Source organism: Ramlibacter sp., from assembly GCF_035706265.1.
Classification (GTDB): Bacteria; Pseudomonadota; Gammaproteobacteria; order Burkholderiales; family Burkholderiaceae_C; genus Ramlibacter.
In genome coordinates this window covers 1-3,757 of record NZ_DASSVG010000546.1, presented here as the reverse complement: position 1 = coordinate 3,757, position 3,757 = coordinate 1, and the positions used below count along the sequence as shown (strand labels likewise).

Genomic DNA, 3,757 nt, shown 5'->3' with positions numbered 1-3,757 from the left:
TGCATCAAGGTCGCCAAGCGCATCCTGAAGGTGCCGCGCAACATCCTGATGCCGCTGATCCTGCTGTTCTGCATCGTCGGCACCTTCGCGATCAACAACTCCCTGTTCGAGGTGAGCGTGATGCTGGTCGCCGGCATCGTGGCCTACGTGCTGGAAGCCAACCGCTTCCCGATCGCGCCGGCGATCCTCGGCGTGGTGCTGGGCGGGATGCTGGAGGAGAACTTCATCACCTCCATGATCAAGTCCAACGGCAGCCTGTCGGCCTTCGTCGAGCGCCCGATCGCCGCGGGGCTGGCCGTGGTGACGCTGCTGGTGTGGTTCGTGCCGCCGGTGCTCAGGGCCTTGCGGATGCGAAGGGCGGAGGTGCCGGCGTAGGCGGGCCAAAAGACAGGGACTCGGCGCCCGGCATACGGTATGCATAGCGGCTTAAGGCCAGGCGCTGCGGCCTGGCGCTGGTGATGCGAAGGAACACTTAGACCGATTGCTGCGTAAGAGGTGGTTTCGTGACTTGTGTTCCTTCAGCGGCGGGGCAACGCCGCAGCTCCTGGCCGGACCACAAAGCCGGGGCGTTGCCGCAACCTATGATTCCTCGTGCAGCCCGGCCCCGACCAGCACGCGCGAGACCATGTTGTAGGAAGCGACGGTCACCAGCAGCTCGAACACCAGCCGGTCCTCGCCCAGCACGCGCTTCACTTCGGCAAAGGTGGCCTCACCGATCCGCACATCGCAAGTGCTCTCCCGCGTCATCCTCAGCACGGCCCTCTGCGCCGCGTCGAAGAGCGGGGAAGTTTCCGCAGTCAGCGGGTCGGCTCTCAAGGCATCCAGCTGCGCCTGCGCGCCCCCGTACTCCAGGTAGAGTGGTGCATGATGTAGCAGCTCGTACGGGGCCTGGTTGTGCACGGCCACGGCGCAGATGGCGAGTTCCCTCAACATGGGGTCCAGCGCGAGATCGCTGCGCACCTTTCCCATCATGAAGTTCCAGCCTTCGGCCACCGGTCTGCTGTGCAGCAGCAGCCTGTCAAGCGCCAGCAGCTGGCCCTTGCGGCGCGCGTGCACAGCCTCGAGCACCGGGCCGGGCGCGATCTCGCCGTCCTTCAGGAGTGGAATGCGAGTCATGCAAAGGTCCTCGCTCAAGGCGCCGCAGCAGCGTAGCCGCCGTCCACCAGAAGCTCGGTGGCCGTGATGTGGCGGGCCTCGTCGGAAACCAGGAACAGCACCGCATGGGCGATGTCCCAGGCGTCACCGGCCTTGCCCATGGGCACCTGCTTGTCGCGCGCGGCGATCAGGTCGGCCGCGTTCTCGGCCCCCAGTTGCGCCACCAGACGATGCTCCACCACGGGCGTGAGCATGAGGCCGGGAATCACCGTGTTGCAGCGCACGCCGAGCTTGGCGTTCTCGATGGCGATGGAGCGCGAGAGCGCGATGACGCCATACTTCGACGCGCTGTAGGCGCTGTGGGTGCGCCCCTGCATGATGCGCAGGGCCGCCACCGACGCCGTGTTGACGATGGCGCTGCCCGGCCGCTGCCGCAGGTGCGGCAGCGCATGCTTGCACAGCAGGTAGACGCTATTGAGGTTGGACGCGATCTGCGCGTCCCACACCTCTTCAGGCATGTCCACCACGCCGCCGGGCACCGAGCCGCCGACGTTGTTGACGAGAATGTCCAGGCCGCCGAAGGCGTCCACGCAGGCCTGCACGGCCGCCTTCACCTGCTCGCTGGAAGTGACGTCGCACACGTGCGCGACCGCCGTGCCGCCCTCGCCCGTGATGATCTCCACCGTCTCCCGCGCGGCGGCCTCGTTCTTGTCGATGGCGAAGACCTTCGCTCCCTGGCGGGCCAGCAGCGTGGCCGTCGCCTTGCCATTGCCCCAGCCGGCGCCGACCGACCCGGCGCCGGTGACGATGGCCACCTTGTTCTTCAGACTCAGCATGTACTTCCTTGATGTATCACTCGAGCGCGATGCCGGCGCCGCGGATGACCGGGCCCCACAGGGCGACCTCGTCCGCGATGAAGCGGGTGGCCGAGGCCGGGGTGGAATCGGTCACCGGGACGTAGGCCTGCGTGCGCAGGCGCTCCTTCACTTCGTCCAGCGCCATCACCTTGCGCGCGGCTTGCGACAGCACCTCCAGGCGGGCAGCCGGCGTGCCTGGTGGTGCGCACAGGTAGTTGGCGATGCGCGTGACGACATCGAAGCCTTCCTCCTTCGCGGTGGGCACGTCGCGCGCGATCTCGGCACGCGCGTCGCCGAACACCGAGATGATCCTGATGCGGCCTTCCTTGTGCAGCGGCAGCAGCGGCGTGAAGGTGTCCGTCATGTAGGCCACGCGGCCGCCGATCAGGTCCTGCACGGCCGGCGCGGCGCCCTTGTAGGGCACGTGCACCGCCTCGAAGCCGCCGGCCCGGGTGCGAAAGAGTTCGGCCGACAGGTGCGGGCCGCCTCCAGTGCCGCCGGTGGCATAGCTCAGGCCTCCAGGCGTGCTGCGCGCCTTGGCCACCAGGTCGCGCAGCGAGGTGATGCCCGACTGCGTGCTCACGGCCAGCACGATGGGCGTGATGCCGAGGATGCTGATGTGCGAGAAGCCCGTGACCGGATCAAAGGGCGGTGTGCGGCGCGTGAGCGGCCCCGTCACGCCCGAAGTGGGACTCTGGAACGCCAGCGTGTAGCCGTCGGCCGCGGCCTTGTGCACTTCGGTCGCGCCCAGCAACCCGCCCGCGCCCGCCTTGTTGTCCACGATGACGGGCACGCCCAGGAACTTGGCGAAATGCTGGGTGAAGAGGCGCGCGAACACGTCCGTCGTGCCGCCGGGGGCGAACGGAACGACGACGCGGATCGTGCGCCCGGGGAAGGTCTCCTGCGCGAGTGCGCCCATCGGCGCGGCAGCGGCCGCCGTGAGGGCGGCCGAGTTGAGCATGAACTGTCGGCGATCCATACCGATGTCTCCTTGGGAATGGACGCCCGAAGGGGCGCCCGTGTTGACGAACAAGTTTCGTTAAGAGAAACTAGTTTCCGACTTTAGGAAATGCCGATCAACCTGTCAACATTGACCCCCATGCAGCTTGTTCACCTCCTTATCCGGCAGGCGCGCCAGTTCCCGCAGCGTCAGGCGATTTACTCGGGCCCCGCGCCCTGGGCCACCTTCGACGAATGGGCGCGCCGGAGCGCGGGCTTGGCGCAGCGGCTGCGCGCGGCAGGCCTGGCCGAAGGCGACCGCGTGGTGCTGTTCATGCGCAACCATCCGCGCTACCTCGAACTGCTGTGGGGCGCCTGGTGGGCCGGACTCGCCGTGGTGCCGGTCAATGCCAAGCTGCATCCGCGCGAGACCGAATGGATCGTCGAGAACGCCCAGGCGCGGTGGGCCTTCGTCACCTCCGATGTGGCATCGGGCCCGCTCGCAGGTCTGGAGAAGCAGGTCGAGGTGGAATCGGCCGAGTGCGACGCCCTGCTCGCGCCAGTGGACGACTGGCGCGCGGTGCCGGTCGCCGAGCGGCGCGCCGAGGACCTGGCGTGGCTCTTCTACACGAGCGGCACCACCGGCCGGCCCAAGGGCGTGATGATCACCTGCCGCAATCTCATGGTGATGGGCTGGGCCTACTTCGTCGACGTCGATTCCGTCGCGGCGGAAGACGCCATCGTCTATGGCGCCCCCATGTCGCATGGCGCCGGCATCTATTCCATTCCACACCTGATGGCCGGGGCGCGCCACGTCGTGCCGGCCTCGGGCGGCGTGGACCCGCAGGAGCTGTTCGAGCTCGGGT

General features: G+C 67.9%; 5 protein-coding genes. 2 read left to right on the top strand and 3 right to left on the bottom strand.

All coding sequences use genetic code 11. The features are described 5' to 3' along the window. Positions 1-375: tripartite tricarboxylate transporter permease (locus VFM98_RS19595; protein ID WP_325111575.1), on the top strand; the 375-nt coding region annotated here is incomplete at its 5' end. 204 nt (positions 376-579) lie between these two features. Here the strand turns inward: VFM98_RS19595 and VFM98_RS19590 are convergent. Genes VFM98_RS19590 through VFM98_RS19580 form a run of 3 tightly spaced genes read right to left on the bottom strand, consistent with a single transcriptional unit; the run spans position 580 to position 2,931 of the window. Next, a complete protein-coding gene (locus tag VFM98_RS19590; RefSeq protein ID WP_325111574.1) occupies positions 580-1,134 on the bottom strand; it encodes a carboxymuconolactone decarboxylase family protein in 555 nt (184 codons plus the stop codon). Then, entirely contained in the window at positions 1,131-1,931 is an 801-nt protein-coding gene (locus VFM98_RS19585) for an SDR family NAD(P)-dependent oxidoreductase (protein ID WP_325111573.1), read from the bottom strand. The genes VFM98_RS19590 and VFM98_RS19585 overlap by 4 nt, the downstream gene beginning before the upstream one ends. Before the next feature lie 16 nt (positions 1,932-1,947). Then, positions 1,948-2,931, bottom strand: coding sequence for a tripartite tricarboxylate transporter substrate binding protein (locus tag VFM98_RS19580; RefSeq protein WP_325111572.1), 984 nt, complete (start codon positions 2,929-2,931; stop codon positions 1,948-1,950). Between the two features lie 120 nt (positions 2,932-3,051). Between VFM98_RS19580 and VFM98_RS19575 the strand changes: the two genes are divergently transcribed. Next, positions 3,052-3,757 (top strand): class I adenylate-forming enzyme family protein (locus VFM98_RS19575; protein ID WP_325111571.1); only part of this gene is annotated, 706 nt, incomplete at its 3' end.